19 protein-coding genes and 4 pseudogenes are annotated in these 22,851 nt (G+C 58.9%); 15 read left to right on the forward strand and 8 right to left on the reverse strand.

Annotated features, from left to right (window positions below):
• Positions 1–46 precede the first annotated feature (46 nt).
• The 12 genes from ACA059_RS09650 (at position 47) to ACA059_RS09705 (ending at position 14,181) form a co-directional block, all read left to right on the forward strand.
• On the forward strand, positions 47–1,237 hold the full coding sequence (locus ACA059_RS09650; protein WP_497633598.1) for a pyridoxal phosphate-dependent aminotransferase: 1,191 nt from the start codon (positions 47–49) through the stop codon (positions 1,235–1,237).
• The gene (locus tag ACA059_RS09655; RefSeq protein ID WP_497633599.1) at positions 1,230–2,645 is read left to right on the forward strand and encodes an aldehyde dehydrogenase family protein; all 1,416 of its coding nucleotides are present in this window, start codon (positions 1,230–1,232) and stop codon (positions 2,643–2,645) included. Before ACA059_RS09650 ends, ACA059_RS09655 begins: the two co-directional genes overlap by 8 nt.
• A gap of 98 nt (positions 2,646–2,743) precedes the next feature.
• A complete protein-coding gene (locus ACA059_RS09660) occupies positions 2,744–4,357 on the forward strand; it encodes an ABC transporter substrate-binding protein (protein WP_497633600.1) in 1,614 nt (537 codons plus the stop codon).
• A 106-nt stretch (positions 4,358–4,463) separates the two neighbouring features.
• Positions 4,464–5,423, forward strand: coding sequence for an ABC transporter permease (locus ACA059_RS09665; protein WP_497633602.1), 960 nt, complete (start codon positions 4,464–4,466; stop codon positions 5,421–5,423).
• Positions 5,424–5,426: 3 nt separating this feature from the next.
• A complete protein-coding gene (locus tag ACA059_RS09670; protein ID WP_497633604.1) occupies positions 5,427–6,254 on the forward strand; it encodes an ABC transporter permease in 828 nt (275 codons plus the stop codon).
• A gap of 2 nt (positions 6,255–6,256) precedes the next feature.
• Positions 6,257–7,903 (forward strand): ABC transporter ATP-binding protein, encoded by a 1,647-nt coding sequence (locus tag ACA059_RS09675; protein ID WP_497633606.1) that lies wholly within the window; start codon positions 6,257–6,259, stop codon positions 7,901–7,903.
• A 9-nt stretch (positions 7,904–7,912) separates the two neighbouring features.
• Entirely contained in the window at positions 7,913–8,635 is a 723-nt protein-coding gene (locus ACA059_RS09680; protein ID WP_497633608.1) for an NAD(P)H-dependent oxidoreductase, read from the forward strand.
• Positions 8,636–8,808: 173 nt separating this feature from the next.
• A complete protein-coding gene (locus ACA059_RS09685; protein ID WP_497633609.1) occupies positions 8,809–10,812 on the forward strand; it encodes an aminotransferase class I/II-fold pyridoxal phosphate-dependent enzyme in 2,004 nt (667 codons plus the stop codon).
• Between the two features lie 28 nt (positions 10,813–10,840).
• A complete protein-coding gene (locus ACA059_RS09690; RefSeq protein ID WP_497633611.1) occupies positions 10,841–11,623 on the forward strand; it encodes a transporter substrate-binding domain-containing protein in 783 nt (260 codons plus the stop codon).
• 123 nt (positions 11,624–11,746) lie between these two features.
• Positions 11,747–12,460, forward strand: coding sequence for an ABC transporter permease (locus tag ACA059_RS09695; RefSeq protein WP_449646112.1), 714 nt, complete (start codon positions 11,747–11,749; stop codon positions 12,458–12,460).
• A gap of 18 nt (positions 12,461–12,478) precedes the next feature.
• A complete protein-coding gene (locus ACA059_RS09700) occupies positions 12,479–13,177 on the forward strand; it encodes an ABC transporter permease (protein ID WP_497633612.1) in 699 nt (232 codons plus the stop codon).
• On the forward strand, positions 13,177–14,181 hold the full coding sequence (locus tag ACA059_RS09705; protein ID WP_497633613.1) for a DMT family transporter: 1,005 nt from the start codon (positions 13,177–13,179) through the stop codon (positions 14,179–14,181). Before ACA059_RS09700 ends, ACA059_RS09705 begins: the two co-directional genes overlap by 1 nt.
• Here ACA059_RS09705 and ACA059_RS09710 read toward each other — a convergent pair.
• A pseudogene (locus ACA059_RS09710) lies at positions 14,137–14,766 on the reverse strand (TetR/AcrR family transcriptional regulator); the annotation flags it as partial. The gene ACA059_RS09705 and the pseudogene ACA059_RS09710 overlap by 45 nt on opposite strands.
• Positions 14,767–14,783: 17 nt before the next feature.
• On the opposite strand from ACA059_RS09710, the gene ACA059_RS09715 reads away from it, so the two are divergent.
• Positions 14,784–15,800, forward strand: coding sequence for a M14 family metallopeptidase (locus ACA059_RS09715; protein WP_497633614.1), 1,017 nt, complete (start codon positions 14,784–14,786; stop codon positions 15,798–15,800).
• An 82-nt stretch (positions 15,801–15,882) separates the two neighbouring features.
• On the opposite strand, the gene ACA059_RS09720 is transcribed toward ACA059_RS09715, so the two are convergent.
• The 3 genes from ACA059_RS09720 to ACA059_RS09730 form a co-directional block, all read right to left on the reverse strand.
• Positions 15,883–17,190 (reverse strand): Xaa-Pro dipeptidase, encoded by a 1,308-nt coding sequence (locus ACA059_RS09720; RefSeq protein ID WP_497633615.1) that lies wholly within the window; start codon positions 17,188–17,190, stop codon positions 15,883–15,885.
• A gap of 35 nt (positions 17,191–17,225) precedes the next feature.
• Positions 17,226–18,506, reverse strand: a complete 1,281-nt coding sequence (locus ACA059_RS09725; protein WP_497633617.1) for an OprD family outer membrane porin — start codon at positions 18,504–18,506, stop codon at positions 17,226–17,228.
• Between the two features lie 226 nt (positions 18,507–18,732).
• Positions 18,733–19,116, reverse strand: coding sequence for a VOC family protein (locus tag ACA059_RS09730; protein ID WP_497633618.1), 384 nt, complete (start codon positions 19,114–19,116; stop codon positions 18,733–18,735).
• Between the two features lie 288 nt (positions 19,117–19,404).
• Here ACA059_RS09730 and ACA059_RS09735 point away from each other — a divergent pair, with 288 nt between their 5' ends.
• On the forward strand, positions 19,405–19,662 hold the full coding sequence (locus ACA059_RS09735) for a hypothetical protein (RefSeq protein ID WP_497634758.1): 258 nt from the start codon (positions 19,405–19,407) through the stop codon (positions 19,660–19,662).
• On the opposite strand, the pseudogene ACA059_RS09740 reads toward ACA059_RS09735, so the two are convergent.
• Positions 19,651–19,978 (reverse strand): annotated as a pseudogene (locus ACA059_RS09740) (transposase); the annotation flags it as partial. The gene ACA059_RS09735 and the pseudogene ACA059_RS09740 overlap by 12 nt on opposite strands.
• 26 nt (positions 19,979–20,004) lie before the next feature.
• Here ACA059_RS09740 and ACA059_RS09745 point away from each other — a divergent pair.
• Positions 20,005–20,115: pseudogene (locus ACA059_RS09745) on the forward strand (hypothetical protein); the annotation flags it as partial.
• Positions 20,116–20,434: 319 nt separating this feature from the next.
• Here the strand turns inward: ACA059_RS09745 and ACA059_RS09750 are convergent.
• From ACA059_RS09750 to ACA059_RS09760, 3 genes and pseudogenes are all read right to left on the reverse strand, one after another.
• Positions 20,435–20,887 (reverse strand): annotated as a pseudogene (locus ACA059_RS09750) (IS110 family RNA-guided transposase); the annotation flags it as partial.
• A gap of 241 nt (positions 20,888–21,128) precedes the next feature.
• Positions 21,129–21,695, reverse strand: coding sequence for an SCO family protein (locus tag ACA059_RS09755; RefSeq protein ID WP_497633619.1), 567 nt, complete (start codon positions 21,693–21,695; stop codon positions 21,129–21,131).
• Positions 21,696–21,698: 3 nt separating this feature from the next.
• Positions 21,699–22,841: a hypothetical protein gene (locus ACA059_RS09760; RefSeq protein ID WP_497633620.1), complete on the reverse strand. Its 1,143-nt coding sequence runs from the start codon at positions 22,839–22,841 to the stop codon at positions 21,699–21,701.
• Between the last annotated feature and the right edge of the window lie 10 nt (positions 22,842–22,851).

Here is a 22,851-nt window from a genome sequence, read left to right on the forward strand (position 1 = left end):
TTTAAAGGGGCTTCTTTTAAGGGACTTCTTTTGAGGGAACAGGACCATGCGCTTTTCCGATCTGACTCAACGTATCGCCGGTGACGGCGCTGCCGCCTGGGATATTCATTACCGCGCACTGGCAATGCGCGAGCAGGGCGAAGACATCTTGCTGCTGTCGGTGGGCGACCCGGACTTCGATACGCCGCCGCCCATCGTGCAGGGTGCCATCGACAGTTTGTTGTCCGGCAATACTCACTACGCCGAGGTGCGTGGCAAGCGCGCCTTGCGTGAAGCCATCGCCAAACGCCACGGGCAACGCAGTGGGCAACGGGTGACGGCGGACGAGGTCACGGTGCTGGCCGGCGCACAGTGCGCACTGTTCAGTGTGGCTCAGTGCGTGCTCAATCCGGGTGATGAAGTGATCGTCGCCGAACCGATGTACGTCACCTACGAAGCGGTGTTCGGTGCCTGCGGCGCCGTGGTGGTGCCCGTGCCGGTGCGTTCGGAAAACGGTTTTCGCGTGCTGCCCGAAGACGTCGCCAGCCGTATCACCCCGCGTACCCGCGCCCTGGTGCTGAACAGCCCGCACAACCCATCGGGGGCGAGCCTGCCGCGCAGCATCTGGCAGGCCTTGGCCGAATTGTGCATCGCCCACGACCTGTGGCTGATTTCCGATGAGGTTTACAGCGAGCTGCTGTTTGAAGGCGAACACGTCAGCCCGGCGAGTTTGCCGGGCATGGCCGAACGCACCGCGACGCTCAACAGCCTGTCGAAATCCCACGCCATGACCGGCTGGCGCGTCGGCTGGGTGGTGGCGCCATCCTCGTTGTCCGCGCATCTGGAAAACCTGGCGCTGTGCATGCTCTACGGCTCGCCGGATTTCATCCAGGACGCCGCCGTGGTGGCGCTGGAAAGCCAGCTGCCGGAACTGGACGCCATGCGCGAAGCCTATCGCCAACGTCGCGATCTGGTCTGCGAATGCCTGGGCGACTGCCCCGGCGTGCGCGCCTTGAAACCCGATGGCGGGATGTTCGTAATGGTCGATATACGCGAAACCGGGCTCAGCGCCCAAGCGTTCGCTGATCGTTTGCTTGATCGCCATGGCGTCTCGGTCTTGGCCGGCGAAGCCTTCGGTCCGAGCGCGGCCGGTCACATCAGAATCGGGTTGGTGGTGGGGGCCGCGCCATTGCGTGATGCCTGCCAGCGCATCGCCCGTTGTGCTCACGAATTGATGGAGGTTCAGGTACATGCTTAATCACCAATCACTGTTCATTGACGGACGCTGGCAAACCCCGTCGGGGCAAGGTGTCGCCGAGGTGATCAACCCGGCCACTGAGGACGTCGCCGGCAGCGTGCCGCTGGGCGATGAACGCGATGTCGACCTCGCCGTGGCGGCGGCGCGCAAGGCCTTTGGGCCATGGTCACGGACGCCATCGAGTGTGCGCGCCGGGTACATCCGCGCTCTTGCAGAACAAATGCAAACCCGTGCCGACGAAATGGCGGCGGTGATCACCACCGAACTTGGCATGCCGGTGCAATGGAGCCGTTCGGTACAAGTGGACGGGCCGATCATCGGTCTGGAGCAGTACGTCGAACTCGCCGGTTTGATGGACGAAGTGCGCGAGGTCGGCAACTCGCTGGTGATCCGCGAAGCGGTAGGCGTCTGCGCGTTCATCAACCCGTGGAACTATCCGCTGCACCAGCTGATCGGCAAGCTCGGCCCGGCACTGGCGGCCGGTTGCACAGTGGTGGTCAAGCCAAGCCAGGACACCCCGCTGCATGCGTTTTTGCTGGCGCAGATGATCGAGGATATCGGCTTGCCGGCCGGTGTATTCAACTTGGTCAGCGGGCCGGGAGCGAAGGTCGGCGAAGCCCTGGCCAAACACCCGGACGTGGACATGGTGTCGTTCACCGGTTCCACCGGCGCGGGTGTGCGCGTTGCGCAAGCGGCGGCGCCTTCGGTGAAACGGGTATGCCTGGAACTCGGTGGCAAGTCGGCGCTGCTGATCGCCGAGGATGCGGATCTGGACGCTGCCGTGCGCTACGGCGTGCAGGACGTGATGATCAACTCAGGGCAAACCTGCACCGCGTTGACCCGCATGCTGCTGCCCGCCAGCCGTTATGCCGAAGCGGTTGAAATTGCGTTGGAGGAAACCCTGAGCCTGCGCATGGGCGATCCGCTCGATCCGCAGAGCTTCCTTGGCCCGATGTGTTCGGCGGCGCAAAGGCGCACCGTGCTCGATTACATCAAGGTCGGTCAGGAGGAAGGCGCGCGTCTGTTGTGCGGGGGCGACTCGACACCGGGCATGGAGCGTGGTTACTACGTCAGCCCGACGCTGTTCGCTGACGTCAATAACAGCATGCGCATCGCCCAGGAAGAGATCTTCGGCCCGGTGCTGTGCCTGATCCCCTATGCCGATGAGGCGCAGGCGATCCAGATCGCCAACGACTCCCCGTTCGGCCTGTCCAGCGGCGTCTGGGCCGGCAGCACCGAGCGTGCCTTGCAACTGGGGCGGCAATTGCGGGCGGGCCAGTGTTTTCTCAATGGTGCGGCGTTCAACTATCAGGCGCCGTTCGGGGGCTACAAACAATCCGGCAATGGACGTGAATGGGGGGAAGAGGGGCTCAACGAATTCGTCGAAGTGAAGGCGATCCAGATGTGACGGTTGGCGATTTGAACGATTTACGCACCGGGCCATGGTCCGGTGCCTTGCGTGGTTTTGAAGGGTTATTTCATTAGCTTTCGATCAGGGGCAATGCAATGAGCGATAACAAAAACAAGATTACTCAAGCGAACCAAGAATCAAGTTTCCCGCGCCGAGATTTTCTTATAGGGAGCTTGAAGTACAGCGCAACCGCCGCAGCTGTGGCCGGGGCGTTCTCCATGGGCCTGCCATTGGGTGCCTTCGCCGAGGATGCAACACCAAAACCCGGTGGTGTGTTGCGCCTTGGCTTGGCCGGTGGCAGCACCACCGACTCGAAAGACCCCGGCTCCTGGGTTGATACCTTCACCTTTGTCGGTTTCTCGGCGATCTATAACACCCTGACCGAAATTGCCGTCGACGGCACGGCGATCCCCGAACTGGCCGAAAGCTGGACGTCGACCCCGGACGCACGGGTCTGGACCTTCAAATTGCGCCAGGGCGTGACCTTCCACAACGGCAAGGCCCTGACCGCCGACGACGTGGTCGCCTCGATCCAGCATCACCTCGGGGATAAATCCAGCTCGGCGGCCAAAACCGTGTTGGGCGATGTGGCCAAGGTCAGCGCCAACGGCAGCGACAGCGTGGTATTCGAACTGCATTCGGGCAACGCTGATTTCACCTATGTGGTCGCTGATTACCATCTGGTGATCATGCCGAGCAAGGACGGGGTGCCAGACTGGCAGGCGGGTGTCGGCACCGGCGGTTATCGCCTCAAGGACTTCGAACCGGGTGTGCGCATGACCCTGGAACGCAGCCCGGATTACTGGAAACCGGGCCGCGCGCACTTCGCCAGCGCCGAACTGATCGGGATCGCCGATGGCGCCGCGCGAATCAACGCGTTGGTCACCGGGCAAGTGGACGTGATCAACAAGGTCGACCTGAAAACCGTGGCACTGCTCAAGCGCAATCCGAACCTGGTCATCGAAGAAACCAAGGGCGCCCAGCACTACACCTTCCCGATGCTCACTGACAGCCAGGTCTTTCAGAACAACGACGTGCGCATGGCGATGAAGCACGCGATCAACCGCGAAACCCTGCTCGCTTCGGTGCTGTACGGTTACGGTCTGGTGGGTAACGATCACCCGATCCAGCCGGGCAGCCGCTTCATCAACAATGCGCTGGAGCAACGCAGCTACGATCCGGACAAGTCGCGTTTCTACCTGAAAAAGGCCGGCCTGGATTCGCTCAAGGTGCGCCTGCAAGCCTCCGATGCGGCGTACACCGGCGCGGTGGACGCCTCGGTGTTGTTCAAGGAGCAGGCGCGTGCGGCCGGGATCGACATCGATGTGGTGCGCGAACCCTCCGATGGTTATTTCTCCAATGTCTGGATGAAACAACCGCTCACCACCTCGTTCTGGTACAGCAGCCTGACCGCCGACCGCATGTTCAGCATTGGTTACGCCAAGGGTGCGGCCTGGAACGAAACCCACTGGGACAACCCGCGTTTCAACCAATTGCTCAACGCCGCCCGGGGCGAAATGAACGATCCGTTGCGCCGCGAGATGTACAACGAAATGCAGTCGCTGTGCCGGGACGATGGCGGGGCGATCGTGCCGCTGTTCGCCAGTTCCGTGGCGGCTCGTTCCAACCGGGTCATGCACGGTGGGCAGACTGCGCCGTATGGCGAGCTGGATGGACTGCGCGTGATCGAGCGTTGGTGGCAGGCGTAAATCGGGATAGTTAAAACACTGAAGATCAAATGTGGGAGCGAGCAGGCTCGCTCCCACATTAGTTGTGGTGGTCTTCACCAGCGTGCCCAATTCAAGGAACTGCACGATGAAGAGTATTTTCAAGCTGTTGGCGCAGCGTTTGGCATTGGGGCTGTTGTCGCTGTTTGCGGTGTCAGTGATCATTTTTCTCGCGGTCGGCATGCTGCCGGGCGACATCGCCCAGACCATGCTCGGCCAGTCCGCCACTGCGGAAACCGTGGCGGCGTTCCGTGCGCAACTGGGCCTGGACCTGCCACCGCTGACCCGTTTCGGGCATTGGATCTGGCACCTGCTGCAAGGCGACCTCGGCGTATCGCTGGCCAACCAGCGGCCGATCGCCGAACTGGTCGGCACACGCCTGGGCAACACTTTCAGCCTGGCGTTGCTGGCGGCGCTGGTGTCGGTGCCGCTGGCCTTGCTGCTGGGGATGCTCGCCGCGTTGTATCGCAACAGCTGGTTCGACCGTTTGCTCAATACCTCGGCCCTGAGCGCGGTGTCGTTCCCCGAGTTCTTCGTCGCCTACCTCCTGATCCTGTTGTTCGCAGTAAAACTCAACTGGTTTCCGAGCATTTCCAACTTGGCGCCGGACGCCTCCCTCGGCACGGTACTGGAACGTTCAGTACTGCCGGTCGCCACGCTGAGCCTGGTGGTGATCGCGCAGATGATGCGCATGACTCGCGCCTCGCTGATCAACCTGCTGGCCAGCCCGTACATCGAAATGGCCAGGCTCAAGGGTATCAGCCAGTCGCGGATCATCTTCCGTCATGCCTTGCCCAATGCCCTGGCACCGATCGTCAATGTGGTGGCGCTGAACCTGGCGTACCTGGTGGTCGGCGTGGTGGTGGTCGAAGTGGTGTTTGTCTATCCCGGCCTCGGCCAGTTGCTGGTGGACTCGGTGGCCAAGCGCGATATCCCGGTGGTACAGGCCTGCAGCCTGATCTTCGCCGCGACGTACATCCTGCTCAATACCAGCGCCGATGTACTGTCCATCGCCAGCAATCCACGCCTGATGCATCCGAAGGGGTAAGCCATGAGCCTGTTCAAACAATTAGTGCAAGCGCCGCTGAGCGCGAAATTCGGGCTGCTGGTGATCGTGCTGTACATCCTGGTGGCGCTGTTCGCCCCGGTGTTGGCGCCGTTCGGCGAAACCCAGGTAGTGGGCGAGGGCTTCGCGCCGTGGGGCGGGCAGTTCCTGTTGGGCACCGATAACCTGGGGCGAGACATGTTCAGCCGCCTGGTCTACGGCGCACGCAACACCTTGGGCATTGCCTTCCTGACCACGGCGCTGGCGTTCCTGCTCGGTGGTCTGAGCGGGCTGATCGCGGCGATCAAGGGTGGTGTGATCGATCAGGGCCTGTCGCGGGTGGTGGACATCCTGATGGCGATTCCGCAACTGATCTTTGCCTTGTTGATCCTCAGCGTGGTCGGCACCACCGCGACGTCGCTGGTGCTGGTCATCGCGCTGCTGGATGCGACCCGAGTGTTTCGCCTCTCAAGGGCGGTGGCGATGAACGTGGTGGTGCAGGACTTCGTCGAAGCCGCGCGCCTGCGCGGTGAAGGCCTGTGGTGGCTGGTGACCCGCGAAGTTCTGCCAAACGCGGCGGCGCCGCTGATTGCCGAATTCGGCCTGCGTTTCTGCTTCGTGTTCCTGTTCATCAGCGCGCTGTCGTTCCTCGGCCTGGGCATTCAACCGCCCACCGCCGACTGGGGCAGCATGGTGCGCGACAACGCCGTCTTGATCACCTTTGGCGACATCAGCCCGTTGCTACCCGCCCTGGCCGTGGCGTTGATCACGGTCAGCGTCAACTTCGTCGTCGACTGGATGCTGCACAGATCCAGCGGCCTCAAGGAATGCTGAACATGACGACATCCAACACTTTGCTGGAAATCCGCGATCTGCACATTGAAGGTCACTTCGAAGACGCCTGGCATCCGCTGATCAAGGGCATCGACCTGACCCTGCAACGCGGTGAGGTGCTGGGCCTGATCGGCGAGTCGGGGGCGGGCAAATCGACCCTCGGCCTGTCGGCCATGGGCTACACCCGCGATGGCTGCCGGATCACCGGCGGCTCGGTGCATTTCGACGGTATCGACCTGCTCAAGGCCAAACCCGAAGCCCTGCGTAAATTACGTGGCTTGCGCATCGCCTACGTCGCGCAGAGTGCGGCGGCTTCTTTCAACCCGGCCCACAGGCTGATCGACCAGCACGTGGAAACCGCGGTAAAAAACGGCGGCATGAGCCGCGCCCAGGCGATGAGCGAAGCGGTGGAACTGTATCGGGTGCTGCACCTGCCCAATCCCGAGCAGATCGGCCAGCGTTATCCGCATCAGGTTTCCGGCGGCCAGTTGCAGCGGGTGATGACAGCGATGGCGATGGCTTGCCACCCGGACCTGATTATCTTTGACGAACCGACCACCGCGCTGGATGTCACCACCCAGATCGAAGTGCTGGCGGCGATTCGCAATGCGGTGTCGACCTACGGCAGCGCCGCGATCTACATCAGCCACGACCTGGCGGTGGTGGCGCAGATGGCTGACCGGATCATGGTGCTGCGCCACGGCAAACTGGTGGAAGAAGCCGAGACCCGCAAGATGCTCGGCGACCCGCAGGAGGACTACACCAAGTCGTTGTGGGCCGTGCGCAGTTTCCGTACCGAACCCAAGGCCTTGCCGCAGCAGGAACAGCCGTTGTTGGAATTGCGCAACAGCTGCGCCAGTTATGGGCATCAACCGGTGCTGCATGATGTTTCGCTGAAGCTGTACCGGGGCCAGACCCTGGCGGTGATCGGCGAGTCAGGCAGCGGTAAAAGCTCGACGGCGCGTTTGATTACCGGCCTGCTGCCACCGACTGCCGGACACGTGTTGTACGACGGCGAGCCACTGCCAGCGGACTTTCGTCAGCGCAGCAAGGAGCAACTGCGGCGCATCCAGATGATCTACCAGATCCCCGATACAGCGCTCAATCCACGCCAGCGCATCGTCGATATTATCGGCCGTCCGCTGGCGTTCTATCTAGGGCTCAAGGGCAAGGCCATGCGGGCACGTGTCGCCGAGCTGCTGGAAATGATTGAACTGGACCCGGCGACTTTCATGGAGCGTCAACCCCGTGAACTGTCCGGCGGCCAGAAACAGCGGGTCTGCATCGCCCGAGCGTTGGCGGCCGATCCGCAACTGATCATTTGCGACGAAGTCACCTCGGCACTGGATCAACTGGTGGCCGAAGGCGTGCTCAAGTTGCTCAACCGTATTCAGCAGCAACTGGGTGTCGCCTATCTGTTCATCACCCACGATGTCGCCACCGTGCGCGCGATTGCTGATGAGGTACTGGTGATGCAACAGGGCAGGGTGGTGGACCACGGTTCGCGCAGCGCGATCTTCACACCGCCGCACCAGGACTACACCGGGCTGCTGTTCTCATCGGAACCGCAAATGGACCCCGACTGGCTCGACAGTTTGCTGGCCAGTCGCGCCGCCACGAATTCAAACCCTACGCTGGAAAAAGTCTAAGGAATCGCCATGAAAGTACTAATCGTCCACGCTCACCCCGAGCCAAAATCCTTCACCGCAGCCCTGCGTGATCAGGCTGTCGCCACCCTTGAAGCCCAGGGCCATGAGGTGCAGGTCAGTGACCTGTACAAGATGAACTGGAACCCGGTGGCCAGCGCCGACGACTTCTCGTCGCGGGAAAATCCCGAGTACCTGGTGTATGCGCTTGAGCAACGTTTGGGCGTGAAAAGCCAATCGTTGGCGGCGGATATCCACGCTGAACTGGACAAACTGTTGTGGGCCGACCTGTTAATCCTCAACTTCCCGATTTTCTGGTTCTCCGCCCCGGCCATCCTCAAGGGCTGGATCGACCGGGTGCTGGTGTCCGGCATCTGCTACGGCGGCAAGCGCTTCTACGATCAGGGTGGCCTGAGCGGCAAGAAGGCGCTGGTTACCGTCACTTTGGGCGGTCGCGACCACATGTTCGGCGACGGTGCGATTCACGGTCCGCTGGAGGACATGCTGCGGCCGATCCTGCGCGGGACCCTGGCGTATGTCGGGTTTGATGTGCTGGAACCTTTTGTCGCCTGGCATGTGCCGTACATCAGCGACGAGGCGCGCAAAGCGTTCCTTGTGAACTATGCCAAGCGCCTGGAACACCTGAATGACGAGCAACCCTTGGTGTTTCCGAAGCTGTCGCAGTTCGATGAAAAGCTCTATCCACTGAGCCATCCCGTTGCCGTGGATGTCTGAAATGACACTACGCAAAAACGCCACGACTGTCGTAAAAACGACCTGTTTACGCTGAACGCGAACCGTGAGAATTTTTCTGTTGAACGAGTGTTCAGCTTGGTCTATGTTCGTTTCACATCTCTCTCCCGGTTGGTTGCGGGCTTGCGTTTCTTCACTTCGAACGAGGCACTGGCATGCGGTTTTCACCCTTTGTTGAGCGAATCTCAGGGCAAGGCGTTGCTGCCTGGGATATTCATTACGCTGCGTTTGAAGCACGACGCCGTGGCGAGGATGTCATCATTCTTAGCGTCGGTGATCCGGATTTTCCCACGCCCGACTTCATCACCGATGCCGCCATCCAGGCCCTGCGTGAAGGTGACACTCACTACACCGAAATCGCCGGTCGCATGGCCTTGCGCGAAGCCATCGCCGCGCGTTACGGCAAGCTGTTCGATCGCGCGTTGCAAGCGTCAAACGTCATCGTCGTGGCCGGGGCGCAAAACGCACTGTTTGCAGCTTCGATGTGCCTGCTCAATGCCGGCGACGAGGTCATTGCCCTCGATCCGATGTACGTGACCTACGAAGCAACGCTCAAGGCCTCCGGCGCCACGCTGGTGCGGGTGGCCTGCTCGGCGGATGATGATTTCCGCATCGATGCCGCCGTGCTGGCCAAGGCAATCACTCCGAAGACCAGGGCAATGTTCTTCTCCAACCCGAACAATCCCACTGGCGTGGTGATGAACCGCGAAGAGCTGCAAGCTATCGCCGACCTTGCCATAGCCAATGACCTGTGGGTGGTGGTCGACGAAGTCTATGAAAGCCTGACGTTCCAGCGCGACCATCTGAGCCTGGCGGCGTTGCCCGGCATGGCCGAGCGTTGCGTGGTGATTGGCAGTCTGTCGAAATCCCATGCCATGACCGGCTGGCGCATTGGCTGGATCGTTGCCGATCAGGCATTGGTCGCGCATGCCGAAACCCTGGTGTTGAGCATGTTGTACGGTTTGCCGGGGTTTGCCATGGAGGCCGCGCTCAAGGCTGTGCAGGCCCATGAAGAAGTGACTCACGGCATGCGCGATATCTATCGCCGTCGACGTGATCTGGTGGTGGCAGGTCTATCGGATTGCCCGGGGATTTCAGTGCTCAAACCCGATGCCGGCATGTTTGTGCTGATGGATGTGCGCGGCACCGGTCTGACCTCGCTGGAGTTCGCCTGGCGGCTGTTGCGCGAGGCGCGCGTCTCGGTGCTGGACGCAGCCGCCTTCGGCGAACCCGCACAAGGTTTTGTGCGTCTGTCGTTCACCCTCGGTGAAGAGCGGCTGGCCGAGGCCTGTCAGCGTATCCGCGATTTCGTCCTGGTGGTCAACGGCGAAGCGCCGCGGCCCGTCATTGCACGCGTGACCCGTGAAGCCGTGACGGCGCCCGTTGCGGCCCGGACCATGATCGAGGTCGAGCAACTGCACAAACGCTTTGGCAATATCGAGGTGCTCAAGGGCGTGTCCCTGACCGCCCGCGAAGGGGAGGTGATCTCGCTGATCGGCGCCAGCGGCTCGGGTAAAAGTACCTTGCTGCGCTGCATCAACATGCTCGAAGTGCCGGACCAGGGGCGCATTCTCGTGGACGGCGAAAGCATTCACCTCAACCAGACCCGCCCTGGCCTGCCGCTGGTGTCCGACGCCAAGCAGCTTGTGCGCATTAGGTCGAGCCTGGGCATGGTGTTCCAGAACTTCAACCTCTGGCCCCATCGCACGGTGCTGGAAAACCTTATCGAAGCGCCGACCCAGGTCCTGCGTGAAAGCCGTGCCGAAGCCACTGAACGGGCCGAAGCCTTGCTCGAACGTGTCGGGCTTGCAGCCAAGCGTAACGAGTACCCGGCGTTTCTTTCCGGGGGACAGCAACAACGGGTGGCCATCGCCCGTGCCTTGGCCATGCGGCCCAAGGTCATGCTGTTCGATGAACCCACCTCGGCACTCGACCCGGAACTGGTCGGCGAAGTGCTGCGGGTGATCCGCTCTCTCGCCGAAGAAGGCCGGACCATGATCCTGGTGACCCATGAAATGGCCTTCGCACGTGATGTTTCGTCCAAAGTTGCCTTTTTGCATCAAGGGCTGATCGAGGAAACCGGTTCGCCGGATGAAGTGTTCGTACACCCACGCAGCGAACGTTGCCGACAGTTCGTCAACGCTCATCAGACTCGCTAATCCATCATAAAAAGACGGGAAAAGAATCATGGGGAATCGACGATTTGCAAACTGGTTTACCGGCGTGGCCTGCGTAATGCTGGCCGGCATGAGCGCGGCACAGGCTCAGCCGATCAGGTTCGCGGTGGCGGCCGAACCCTATCCGCCGTACACCGAGAAACAGGCCAACGGTGAGTGGAAGGGCTTTGAGGTCGACCTGATCCACAAGCTGTGCAGTGAAATGAAAGCCGAGTGCGAGATCAAGGAAGTGGCATGGGACGGGATCATTCCATCGCTGCTGGCGAAGAAGATCGACGTGATTTTCTCCTCGATGTCGGTGACCGAAGAACGTGAAAAGCAGATCGCTTTCAGCAAGGCCTACTACGACTCAGTGATAGCCGTTGTCGGGCCGAAGGAAGCTTCGGTAAAAAAATACCCCGACGACCTCAAGGGCAAGACCATCGGCGTGCAGAACTCGACGGTGAGCGCCAGCTACCTGAAGACTTACTACGAAAAAATTGCCGACGTTAAGTATTACGACACCCAGGACTCGGCCAACGCCGACATGATTGCCGGTCGTATCGACCTGATGATGGCCGATGGCACGGCCATGGCGGCCTTCGTCAAGACTGCGGACGCGAAAGACCTGGCCTACCTCGGCGCCGTCCCGTACGACCCGATCTTCGGCAAGGGCGTGGGCGCCGGTCTGCGCAAGGGTGACACCGAACTCAAGGCCAAACTCGACAAGGCGATCAAGACCTTGCTGGCGAGCAAGGACTATGACGACCTGTCCCAGAGCTATTTCGGTACCAGCGTGAAGCCGACGTTCTAATGACCTGAATGCAAATCCTGTAGGAGCGTGGCTTGACCGCGATGGGGCCCTTTAGGCCGCCAAAATCATCGCGGGCAAGCCACGCTCCCACTAGGTTCGGTGGTGCTCTTACTGGAGACTGAAATGCCAACGATGTTCGAGATGATCGGTTTCAGCGAACAAGGATGGGGCGGGGCGCTGCTGAAGGGGCTCCTGATGACCCTGCAGATATCGGCCGGGGCCTTTGTGGTCGGGCTGATCGTCGGATTGATCGTAGCCTGCCTCAAATTGGGTGCGCCCAAGCCGATTGCGGTACTGGCGCGTGGTTACACCACATTGTTCCGCGCCGTACCAGAGTTGTTGATGATCCTGTTGCTGTTCTATGTCGGTTCCATGCTCCTCAATTCGTTGATGGAGTGGTTGGGTTACGGCGCAGTGAATGTCAGCGGGCCACTGGCGGCGATTGTGGTGCTGGGATTGGTGCAGGGCGCGTACGCGTCGGAAATTTTCCGGGCGGCGATACAGGCGATTCCTTATGGCCAGATCGAAGCCGGGAAGGCGTTCGGCCTGCACGGCTTTGGACTGTTTCGGCGTGTGACGCTGCCGATCATGGCGCCTTATGCAATGGCGGGGATGTCGAACCTGTGGATCAACCTGATCAAGGATAGTGCGTTGATCAGCGTGGTCGGCACCAACGAGTTGTTGTACACCGCCAAGCAAGCGGCGGGGTCGACACGCCAATATCTGTTGTTCTACCTCACGGCCGCGGCGCTGTACTACGCAGTGACTCTGGTGTCCAACTATCTGTCGGGACGGTTGGAGCGACGTATTCGTCGCTGGATGCCTCTTGTTGACTAAACCGGCTGAGTAAATGAAATGATTCCAGCGTGGGCAGTTGAATACGCATCGTTGTTGATTCGAGGGTTGCAGACAACCATCGAAATTCTGTTGATTTCCTCTGTGTTCGGTTTCGTGCTGGCGGTGCTTGTGGCGCTGGCGCGCATTTCGAAAAACAAAGTGATTGCCAAGGTCAGTCAGTTCTATACCAGCGTGACGCGCGGTACACCGTTGCTGATCCAGATCTACATTTTCTACTACGGCCTGGGCAGCCTGTTTGCGCAGTTTCCGCTGATACGCGGCAGTTTTTTCTGGCCTTATCTGCGCGACGGTTACTGGTACATCGTGTTTGCCCTGGTGATATCGGTGGGGGCGTACGTTGGCGAAGTGATTCGCGGTGGCCTGCTGGCGGTGCCCAAAGGCGAAATGGAAGCCGCTTCGGCGTTTGGCATGACTGCGCGCCAGGCTCTGTTGCGGGTGCGTTTGCCCCGGGCGCTGCGCTTGCTGTTACCGACCCTGGCCGGGGAAACCGTGATGCTGCTCAAATCCACGGCACTGGCATCGACTATCGCAGTGATCGACCTGCTGGGCGCGGCCAACGTGGTGCGGGCCCAGACGCTGCAAGTGTATGAGCCGTTGCTGCTGGTGGCCGGAGTGTACGTCTGCCTGACGTTCCTGATCGAGGCGTTGTTTGCGTTTGCCGAACGGCGGGGAACGCCAGTACGCAGGTCCGCATGATGAATACGCCACGGGTTGACCGCTCGCTACAAGGCATTGGCCTGTGCACTTTGGGCTACGCATTTCTGTCCTTGCAGGACGCGGGCATCAAGTGGCTGGTGGACGATTATTCGGTGTCCACGATCCTGTTCTGGCGCGCGGTTGTGGTGGCGGTCGCTTGTTTGCTGGTGGGTCGCCTGCAATTGGTCCAGCGAGCATGGCGCTCGTCCAGTCGGCGTTTGTTGGTGGTGCGCGGCTTGCTGTCGATCGCCGCATGGCTGATGTATTACACCGCTGCCAGGGACCTGACGCTGGCGGAAATGACCACCCTGTATTTCTCGGCACCGATCATGGTGACGGTGCTGGCGACGGTGATTCTCAAGGAGCGCGTCACCGGTTGGCAGTGGTTCGCCCTGATTATCGGGTTTGTCGGCGTGGTGATTGCCTGTCGCCCCAATAACATGGCCGATCCGTTACCGATTGTTCTGACGCTGTTGGCGGCGATGTGCTGGGCGTTTACCTACATCCAGTTACGCCAGGTGGATGACCAGACCTCGGTGCTGGAACAGATGCTGATCACCAATGTGGTGTTTGTCATCTGCATGACGCTGGCGTTGCCCTGGACCTACACCCCGACACCGACTCACGCCTGGCTAGGCATGATCGGCGCAGGGCTGATGGGCGGTATCGGGCAGTACCTGTTGTTCGCCAGTTTCCAGCGCGCCACCGCGACCGTGCTGGCGCCGTTCGAGTACACAGGGTTGATCTGGGCGTTCCTGCTGTCGAGCCTGATCTGGGGCACGCTAATGGACGTGTCGCTGATGATCGGTGCCGGTCTGATCGCGGTCAGCGGCACCCTGGCGATGATCTTCGGTCGGCACTCGTCACAGGACGTCGTCGGCTCCGAATGCTCCGTGTCGCAGCCCCTTTATCCAGCAACGGCAGATGTAGAGGCCGTTGGCGGGGCTAAAGGTCTCGGGGTTCAGGCACCACTCGATCCAGAGGCCGTCGAGCATCGCCGATAAACCGATGGCGGCGAGGCGGGTGTCGTGGATCGCGAAATATTCGCTGGCCGCCAGATCATCGAGCAACCGGCGCAGCAGGTCGAGGTAGGCGCCGTAGCTTTTTTCGTGGGACTGGCTGACGTGGTCGGAGTGGCGGATCAGGCTCCAGAACACCACCCAGGCATCCAGCAGTTTCGGGTCCATGACCCGCGGTGAAAAAGAACCGACCAGGAATGCATCCATCTTTTGCGCCGGTGTCCCGGCCTGGTGGATTTCGTGGAGCAGGGCAGTAGTGAGCTCACTGGCGAGCTTGTGGTAGGTGTCGGCGATCAGCGCATCGATGCTGCCGAAATGGTGATTGAGCAGGCCAACGGACACTCCGGCCTCGGTAGCGATGCGCCGCACGGAAATCCCGGCGTGGCCATCGCGGACCAGACAGCGCAAGGTCGCGGCAACCAGCAGTTCGCGGCGTTCGTCGGGATCGGCGCGGCGGTTTTTCGGGGCGATGGTAGTCAAAAAAATTCCTTGAAGTAGCTGCTCGTTGGCGAGCTTAGTTGAACAGGCGTTCAATCTCCAGTATCGGCAGCGACGATGTTTAACAGTCATGAAGGGAGGGCAAACACATGGTCCAGGATGTTTCGTTCGACGTACTCAACAATAACGGCGACGCGGTGCAGGTCGGTGCCTGGCGTTTCGTGGGCGACGGCCACGGGCCGAAGGTGCATTTGCAGGCCGGGGTGCATGCCGACGAAATCGCCGGGATGCTGGTCTTGCATGTGTTGATGCAACGTCTTCATGTGGCTCAAGCACAGGGCCGGTTCAAGGGCAGTGTGACCGTGGTGCCACAGGCCAATCCCCTGGGCATCGGGCAGTTTTCCCAGGGGCGGATCCTCGGGCGACATCACGATGCGAGCGGACAGAACTTCAATCGCGGATTCGACCGGTCGGCGGCGATGGAACGACCTTCAACCAACGTTCAGCAGTGGCAAAAAAAACTGGTGCAACTGGCGGCGTCGGCGGACCTGATGCTCGACCTGCACACCGACGACGAAGCGCTGCCATACCTCTATGTACACCGCAGTTTCTGGCCCCGTGGCCGTGAACTGGCGGCGGCGATGAAGATGGACGTGGCGATCATCTGGGACGACGGCGGCGATGGCTCCTTCGAGGAGACCATCATTGCGCCGTGGCTACGCGACGGCACCACCGAAAAGCACATGGCCGCGACCCTGGAGCTGCGGGGGCAGGGCGACGTCAGTGATCGATTCGCCGAGCAGGATGCCGAGGGGCTGTATGCCTGGCTGTGCGCAAATGGGGTCATCGACGATGCGGTATCACCGGCTGACTGGCCCGTCGAAGCCGTGGACATGGGACACATGGAGACCATTCTTGCACCGCAACCGGGGGTGCTGATCTTTGAAAAGGAACTGGGCGATGTCGTCGAAGAAGGACAGCGTTTTGCACGAATCCTGCGTCGACCGGGTGATCCGAGCTCCGAAGTGGTGCTGTTCGCCGAGCAAACCGGGCGCCTGGTCACCTGCTATCGGGATCGTTTCATTTCCCAGGGTATGGGGGTGGCGAAGTTCACTGGCACTCGCTTGTCGCGGAACTGGAGTGGAGGATTGCTGGACCCGAACTAGAACCGGCAGAACCACCCTTTGTGGCAGGGGTAGTGGGGCGACGTTCACGACGGTGAATCATACGCCCCGGTTTATGTTCCTTTTACTGTCCGATCGAGAGGTCAGGAGGCACAATCGCACCACCCTTCATCACCACGGGGAGGGTCTCAAGGATCGAAATATCAGCAATCGGATCGCCGTCCACAGCAATCATGTCGGCGTAGCGACCCACACTGACGGCGCCTACATCCTGTTGCCAATTGAGCAAGTCCGCGGCGACCACGGTGGCGGACTGGATCGCCTGCATCGGCGTCATTCCGTACTTGACCATGTAGGAGAATTGTTTGGCATTCGTACCAATTGGATAGACACCCGCGTCGGTGCCATAGGCAATCTTCACCCCAGCCTTGACCGCTTTGCGAAAAGCCTGACGCTGTACGTCAGTGGTCTCGGTGTTCTTGCGCAAGTACTCCTCCGGCCAGTTTTCCTTGCGACCGACCTCATCGATGTAGTCACCGTTATAGATATCCATCACCAGGTAGGTGCCTTTTTCTTTCGCCATTTTGATGCCTTCGTCATCCAGCAACGATGCATGTTCAACAGATTTCACGCCGGCACGGATAGCGGCCTTGATTCCTTCCGCACCATGGGCATGCACGGTGGCATAGCTTTTGTGAATCTTGGCTTCCTCCACCACTGCGCGCATTTCTTCTTCGGTCATTTCCATTTGACCCGGTTCAGTCCCGACGGCCAGTACCGAGCCGGTTGCCATCATCTTGATGGTGTCCACGCCGTGCTGGAACAGGTAACGGGCTTTCAATTTCGCATCATTGGCATCACGATAAACCCCGACTCGCATATCAGCCGGAATTTCCACACCTGGCGCAAATCCCGTCACTTCCCCACCACCGCCCGCAACGGTGATGTACGCGCCGACCACGTTCATTCTTGGCCCCAGCACCCGGTTAGCGTTGATCGCATCACGAAGTGCGACATCGGTAAAGGCGCGGTAGGTGCCAAGGTCATGCACGGTTGTGAAACCCGCGCGCAACGTTTGATAGGCGTGTTTCGCGCCAATCAGCGCGACATCCTGAGGCGAATGCAGGAGCGGCTCTGCCACGTTGTTGGTCATATCCCAATCGGAGATATGCGTGTGCATATCGATCAGACCTGGCAACACGGTTTTGGTCGACCAATCGATGACTTTGCTATTGGCCGCTGGTGCACTCCACGGCTCCACGGCAACGATGCGCTCGCCCTCCACCTTGATGCGTTGATCGGTCAACACCTTGCCTCGCTCGACATCCACCAGGCGGCCGGCGTGAATGTAGACCGTGTCGGCTTGAGCCGTTAATGCCATCGACGAGAGTGTTACGGCCAACGCAATGCACTTTATTGAAAAGTTTTTCATGTAAGACCTCTTGTTTTGAACGCAGGGACATCTCTTCAAAATAGATCCAGCGGAAACTCCGTGATTATTCTTAGTTGTTTCACGCTGTCTCCGGTAAAGGCATGCTCGGCATAACGTACTCGTATGGACAGATTCTTCAGGGTACCCGTTTCAACTACGGTTTTCAGGTCGATATCTCGCTCTATCTGTTTATCTGCATGAGCGAAATAGGCGTATAGGCCGTCCGGGTCGACTTTCTCATTATCAATATCAAACCCATAGACATAACGAAGCCCAAGTGTTGTGCGCAACCCGCCAGTACTTCCGAAGTCATAGGCATAACCGAGCCCCACTGACTTTTCTCCGGGGCCATTGAAATCCCCATATTGCGAAGAGTTCGCCAGGTAGATGGAGTCCATGTAAGTGCCATCTGAGCCCATCAAATAGTCGAACGGTTGACTGCCGTGTATTTTTTGCAAGGACAACGTGTAAGTGTGCGGGCCGTTTCCATAAGCGGTCGCTAACGACCAGGCCGTGACGTTTATTGCACCGGCATTGGCCTGCCCTTCATCGAGTGAGCGATAGAGGTTGAAATCAAAGCTCAGTGTTTGTTCTGCTTCCAGAGGGAAGGTGTAATTGGCATTGACGTAGAACTGACGCCACAGATCGTCTGCGCGAGACGCATAAAAGGCAACGCTACCCTCATCGACGGGCTGGTACGTCAACCCGGCGTAGTCCACGTCGCCGGCGTCCACCCCGGCGTACCCGGCCATGAACCCCTCGTTGTGATTTGTGGTTGTATAACCTCGGGAGGAATAAAAATGCCCGATATCGATACTGACCTTATCGATATCATCACTTAATAATTGAAAGCCCCTTGTGGTCATCGGCATCAATCTTAAGTCGGGCGTTGCGAACACAGGATTATAAGGACGCAGATCGCCATACTTTATAACCGTGTTCGACCATTTCATCTTTACCGACGCATTCAGTGTAGAGGACTCTGTTCTTTCTCCCTCGCCGTCAGCGGGAAACATTCCCGTGCCCACCGTGCCACGCCCACCGTCCAACTTGTAAGCGGTGTAGGCACTTGCATCAACACCGAATCCGATATCGCCTTGGGTGAAACCGGATTGGTAGTCCAACTGGAAACCCTGTCCCCACCCTCGGGAATCGGGATAATCAGACAATGAGTTTCGATTGAAATACATATTGCGCGCAATCAACTTGGCGGCTCCACCCTCGACAAAACCTTCTTGGGTTTCCTCAGCCTGCGCTTGCAAAGAACTTGCGGACATCGAAAATATAAACAGACCCAACAGTGGACGCTTCTTCATTGGAGGCCTCTGGGCTTTGATTCTTATTGTTTTATAGACGCGCCTGTACAGCTCAGTGGTAATCAGTCTCCTGAAATCAAGCCATACCGGAATGTCTAGAGTCAGCGATCATTTCTACGGTGAGCAATAGCGTGGGAATTTGGTGAAGTATCGAATTCCATGCCGCTTGCAGAAGCTAAAAAAGAGGGGTGAGGCCGGCCCGACAAAGGCTGGCCTCGTACCGGGCTTAAACGGGTTTGAAGCAATAGGCAGCCAGTTTGTTGCCGTCCAGATCACGGGCATACGCAGCGTAGGCATTCGGTGCCCAACCACGTGGCCCAGGGAGGCCTTCACACGTACCGCCAGCGGCCAATGCTGCGGCATGAAACGCGTCGATTGCGGCACGCGTCGGTGCCTCGAAACTGACGGTCACACCATTGCCGACGCTGGCGGGTGCGCCGTCAGCCGGTTTTAAAACGAAAAAAGAAGGTGCATTCTCGCCCCAGATAGAACCGTTGTCTGCGAGGTCTGCGATACGTTTATGGCCAAGTTTGCCCAGCACGTTGTCGTAGAAGCTGCGGGCTTTATTCAAATCATTGGTGCCGACTGTAACGTGGGTAAAGACACTCATTTTTTAGCTCTCATTGATAGAAACGAGGTGGTCGATGTTGGCGCTAAGAATGTGCCCCGTTCATCTGAAACTACAGTGATGTATCTGCATTAATCCCATGTGAAGAGCGCATAGAAAACATGAGCTGCCGACTGCTATCCATCGAGCCAAGGTTGGCACTATCAGAGGAGCCAGATGCAGCGACTAGCTACGCGCGCCTCGGCAGATTTGAAGGACTGCTTTTGGCTGTGGATTCAACCGGTCGTCGCAACACAACTAAATTCTGTGTAAGCAGAAGGAGTGTTGCAGATGAAGCAGAGACCTCGGATCTATTACACCGAAAGCCAGGAAAAGCTGATGTGGGATCACTGGCAGAAAGGCGACTCTCTCCAGCATATCGCCCAACCGGCGACCCCAGGAGGGCCGGCGATGACGCCGGCGCCCTTATTGGTACCGTCGTTTCGCAAACTGATCAACATCACGACGCTTCCAGGAGCAGTTAAAACGACTCAGCAGCCTCTTAAAGTCCTTTGGACGGGGCAAAAAGAGCGGTTTTTACGCCGCTAACGCTTTCATCAAATCAGCGGTGCCGATGATTTTCATGACCCTTTTTAAATTGTAGGCGAGCACGTTCAGACTCATCTCTGCACTGACCCCGTTGAGCTTTCGCGTGAGAAAGTGCGTTGCACCCATCCATTGTTTGAGCGTCCCGAAGGGATACTCAACAGTCCGTTTTCGGGTCCGCATCATTTCCGGCGCGTTGCTCAGCCTGTTCTGCATTTCCTCCAGGACGGCTTCATGCTCCCAGCGTCGAACCCGCCGTTCCGTGCTCGGTGTGCACTGCGGTTTCATTGCGCAACCATTTCGAACTCCAGTAACGATGTTGACTAGCGCTCGACAGATTTACGTGGTCGGCTTGCGGGGTTCAAAAATGTAGCATCAGGACCGTTGGTTCGCTCCTCATATCATGCTGATCAGCAGATCAAGGGCGAGGAACGATCAACCTACGTACTTTCTTGAATTTTTACTCTATGGGCATCAAAGCATCGCCAAATGTCAAAGGCACTTTGTGAAGGAGGGACCAGATGAATAGGGTAGGGAACACACGCCTGGGACATGATCCAACATCGCCTGGCAGGACATCCGTATGGTAAGCATGAGTTGATTTCCTCGATAGAGCGCTCGCCCACAGAAGTGCGGGCGATCCTATTTGATGGCGGTATGATTCTCATACACCAGTGGTGGTCTCACTTTTTTTAATTCTGCCAGAACAGCTCGGCGCAAACTCGTGCCTTAAAACCATTATCGGCATCTTCTGCATCAGTAACTCCTTCGGCGCCACGAGGCCGTACTCGGCGATCAGCCCACGAATCTGATTGGCTTTGGCCGTCCGCTGTTCGATTCAGCCGGCCCGGATGCGATGCGTCGCTTGGATATCTTGTTGCTCAATCGTCTTGATGGCGACGAAACGCATGCTGGGGCGACTCATCGCCTCGCAGATTGCCTCGGCATCGTTGGCGTCGTTCTTGTTGCTCTTGACGTACGGTTTGACGAACTGCGGCGCGATCAGCTTCACCCGAAATCCGCGTGCTTGTAGTTGCCGAGCCCAATGATGCGCACCACCGCAACTTTCCATGCCGATTTCACAGCCAGGTTCGATCTTTTCCAACACCGTTTGCAGCCAGCGATCACGTGGCAGGTGCTGCCGCCAGACGGGTAGCTCGTGACAATCCACGCCGTGGATCTGAAACACGTTCTTGGCCAGGTCGACCCCAATGCGCATAAGCTTCATGTATGGACTACTTCTCACGGTTGACTGTGGTTCGTACTTTCAGTCTGGCACTCAAGATGCCGAAGTGAGGAGGAGTCCATCCCATTGCTTCTGGCCGGTAGCTGCATCTTGGACTCTAAAGCCACTTCCGGTCGCTTCTGGTCGATTTCAGCCTAAGGCAAACCCTTGAAGCTGACCCCCTGCAGCGATCGGTGAACACAAACGGCGCTCTGATCGTCGGTATGTTGCACACTGACGAGCGTTACTGGTCCTGCGCTGCACCCTCCAGTGCCGCGACTATCTGCCTCTCGATGTCCTTCTCATCCTGCCCGCGACCGAAGTGCTTGAGGTAGCGGCCTTGGCTGTCGAGCAGAAACAGGAGGGTCGAGTGGTCCATCATGTACTGGTCCGGCTTGTCTCTGGACGGCACTTTCTTGTAGTACACGTGATAAGCGTCGGTGATGCGGACAATGTCTTGCGCCGAGCCCGTCAAACCGACGAAGTCGCTGGCGAAGTAGCTCACGTATTCCTTGAGTTTTTTGGGCGTGTCACGCTCCGGGTCGATGGTGACGAAGATCGGCCGCACGGTGATGCCCTGCTGTTGTTGCAGTTGCCGACTGATACGGGCCATTTTCGCCAAGTCAGTAGGGCAAATGGCCGGGCAGGTCATGAACCCGAAGTACAGCAACGCCGGTTGGCCAAAGCTGCGTTCGGTGACCCGCTGGCCATTCTGGTTGGTGAGTTGGAACGGCCCGCCGATGTCGGTTCGGGTGGCGGCCATCGTGTTGGCGGCCAGCCCGATCAACAGCATTGCGGCTAACCACTTCATGGCTTAGTAACCCCCCGAATAGGTCAACGCCAGGCCCACCAGTTCAGACATCTGGCCATCTTCTTTCTGGGTGCCGGCGGACAGTCCGAGTTTGATCTGGCCGGTGATGTTGTAGGTCAGGCTCAACTCGTTGAGATAATCCTGCCGATCCGCGCCTCCCGTGGATTCTCGATGCTTGTCGGTGCGTGTCGCGCCCAATGCCCAGTCACCGAAATCGAAGGTCAGCGACGTGGTCAGGTAACGTGTGTCGTTGCCCTGAATCGCGTCTTCGTTCTCGACATCGGCGAACTCGATGAAGGGCACGATATCGAAATAGCTTCCGGCCAGCGTCGGCTCAAGATCCGTACTCGGCGCGTAAGCCCAGATGTAACGAGCTGACGCAATCTTGATGGTTTCATCGGCCGCGCCGCCAAAGGGTGGATCGGATTGCTCTACATCCTCACCCTGTTGGTTAAACATGTAGCCGAACTGCATTTCCAGATAGGGCACCGCCGGGATCGCCAACCAGTTCACCGTCAACGCATAGGAGTCGAGTTTGCCGGTATTCGAAGGACCGCCGTCGGTGCGCTGGAGCTTCTCACCATGGCGCAGGTAAGGCCGGCCGAGAAATGAATTGTCGGCGGTGTAGACACTGACATTGGGTTCGATCATGCCCAGGCGCTGATCGAAAAACCGATACGCCACCGTGCCGCCAAGCATGCCGTCGAGGTCGTAGGTGCTGACGAAATCTTCAGTGTAGAGGCCGGGCGCCTGATCCTGTGCCCGACCGAACGGCACATGGTACTTGCCGACCATGAACGCCGAGTTCGCGTTGTTCTGGTAATAGTTGAGGTCGTTGATCACCAGCCCCACGTCTTCAAAAAAACGTTTCTGCCCCGGTTCAGGCCCGTCGACGGGATTGATCTCGGTGGAAAACTGGATTTGCTGATCGTGTGTGAAGCGAAAGTAGAACGTGGTGTTGATGTCCGGGTAGGCATCCGTGCTATTGCGGTTACCGCCTTGGGGCGAATCGGCATGCACATGGTCAAACTGAAAGGTCGCGTCGTAATCCATGCCGACATTGGGGTACTGCCCGTCATCGGCCAGCGTCGACTCAACGCCGCACACCGTTCCCAGCAACAACACAGCCAAGCGATAGTTGCTCATGGCATCGCCC

It is taken from the genome of Pseudomonas sp. LBUM1647 (assembly GCF_059716175.1).